We start from the raw sequence: 2030 nt of genomic DNA, 5'->3' as shown, positions 1-2030 counted from the left end.
CAATATGAGTGAAAATATTATATCAAACAAGCGTTTTACACTTCGATTCAAAATGCTATCCTTTTCTTGAGCCGGAATAGTATACAACTTAGCTTGATTTGTTTCACGAATCATGGATCGTTACCCCCATATTCAAGAATATAAAACTATACCGATTAATTCACATTCTTTCCTCTTTATATCCGTTATTACTTTTTGTACTGTACGTAAGGAATCTTTTCGTTTTTTGACTGCCAAGACCACTCCATCGCATTTACCCGCAATAATGTGCGTAGCAGGAAGCTCAAATACTTCAGATGCATAAAAGAAAATATAATCAAAATCTTCTTTCCACTTAGCAATTACATTATCAAATTCATCCATAGCAACTAAGGGCGTTCCGCTGTGTACCGTTTTTTTTGCAGGAATACAATACAAGTATTTAGACAAATCACTTGAAAAAGTTTCATAATTACATGGAGGGGAGCTTATTATATCGTTTACTGTTGTCGCAAGATCGCTTTGTAATAGTAGGTGTAGTTTAGGGTCCGAAAAATTCACATCGATAAGTAACACCTTTTTTTTCATTTCCGCAAACACTAGCCCCATATTTACTATAAGCGAGGCAACGACGCCTCTGTCTTTCGTTGAAATAACTGAGAATAGTTGTTTTCCAGATTTTTTCAACTCATGATATACAGTATAAAACTGCTCTTTCATCAGAGCATCATGCGGATCGAATGGTAGCTTTTTCTTTGTCTTAAACATCGACATGTTCACCTCGATATATAGATGATTGCTTATCAACCTCTGTAGGTTTCTTTTTTCTTTTCGGTTTCATATTTATATGACCAATAACAGAGACTGTCGTTATTTTCTCTAAATCCTGTTCCACGTATATACGTTCATCAAAATAATCTCGAAATACAGCTAAACCTACACCAACAAAAAAACTAACAATTAAAGAGATAGGAATGATAAGTTGAAATTTCGGAAACAGCTTTTCAGCTTCTTCCTGTAACTCTCGGTCAGTTAATATTTTTACCCCCTGTACATTCGTATACTGTTGAAAGCTTTTTTGAGATTGTTCTGCCAATGACTTTACAATTTCTTTCACGATTTTAGGATCCGAATCTTTTACTGTAACAGTAACAATTTGTGAGTTGTCCGTATTCAACACCGAAATTTTTTGTGCTAATTCATAACTTGATTGTTCTAATTTCAAAGTGTTTCTTACTGTCGAAATAATAAGTGGACTTTTTAAAATATCAACAAACGATGTTACAAGTTGCTTATTTTCTTGTGTTTTATTCGCTGTATTTTCCTTATTAAACCCATCTAAATTTCCAACAAGAATTTGCGCTGAATATTGATACGAAGGCTTTAGCACATACATAGAAATAAGAACTAGAGAAACGGTTAAACAACACATCGTCAAAATGATCGTTACGAATCTCCTTTTCAATAACTGTTGAAAATCTTTTATACTCATTTCTTGCTTCAATTATTTCACCGCCTTTGTCTGAATAACATCCTGCACATCATTTTCTACTAATAACTCTTTCCTCTCTCTATCCGCTCGCTTTGTTACATACTTTCCGACTCTAAATGCAAATTTTTCTACAAATACATACGAAATCGTTGCTAGTATAAGCGAAAGAATAAGCGACAAAATTAAAACAATAGGTAACGGTAATATTTCATGGAACACGTATATAAGAGAAAATAAAGATATGCTATGGTATAAATAAAGACTGTAAGAAATCTTCCCCAAATATAACAAGTATTTATTATGCAGTAAGGACGACAAAGTTGATACTGACAAGCTTAATATGACAAATAGACATGCGCTTATCGCTACTACGTAGTCTCGAAATATAAAATTATTGAGCACTTTAATTTCTCCAATAAGCCCTTCATACATATAAAGTAAAATCGCAAATAAAAACCATGTAATTTTCGTATTTTTAGTACAATTACTATAAAAAGCTATTAAATTATTTTTATACTTCGCAACTAGTGCTCCTAGTAAAAACAGCACTGTGTAATGC

2 protein-coding genes and 2 pseudogenes are annotated in these 2030 nt (G+C 32.8%); all 4 read right to left on the bottom strand.

Translation table 11 applies throughout. The annotated features are described in order from the left end of the window. Nucleotides 1–114, bottom strand: a pseudogene (locus tag AB3X49_RS22050) (sugar transferase); the annotation flags it as partial. Nucleotides 115–132: 18 nt separating this feature from the next. Beyond that, the gene (locus tag AB3X49_RS22045; protein WP_367964744.1) at nucleotides 133–753 is read right to left on the bottom strand and encodes a CpsD/CapB family tyrosine-protein kinase; all 621 of its coding nucleotides are present in this window, start codon (nucleotides 751–753) and stop codon (nucleotides 133–135) included. Beyond that, nucleotides 740–1483, bottom strand: a complete 744-nt coding sequence (locus tag AB3X49_RS22040) for a YveK family protein (protein ID WP_367964743.1) — start codon at nucleotides 1481–1483, stop codon at nucleotides 740–742. Before AB3X49_RS22040 ends, AB3X49_RS22045 begins: the two co-directional genes overlap by 14 nt. Further along, nucleotides 1484–2030 (bottom strand): annotated as a pseudogene (locus AB3X49_RS22035) (acyltransferase family protein); the annotation flags it as partial. It abuts the gene before it with no gap.

It is taken from the genome of Bacillus sp. C30, assembly GCF_040838255.1.
Taxonomy (GTDB): Bacteria; Bacillota; Bacilli; order Bacillales; family Bacillaceae_G; genus Bacillus_A; species Bacillus_A mycoides.
This window is presented reverse-complemented; position numbering and strand designations above follow the sequence as displayed.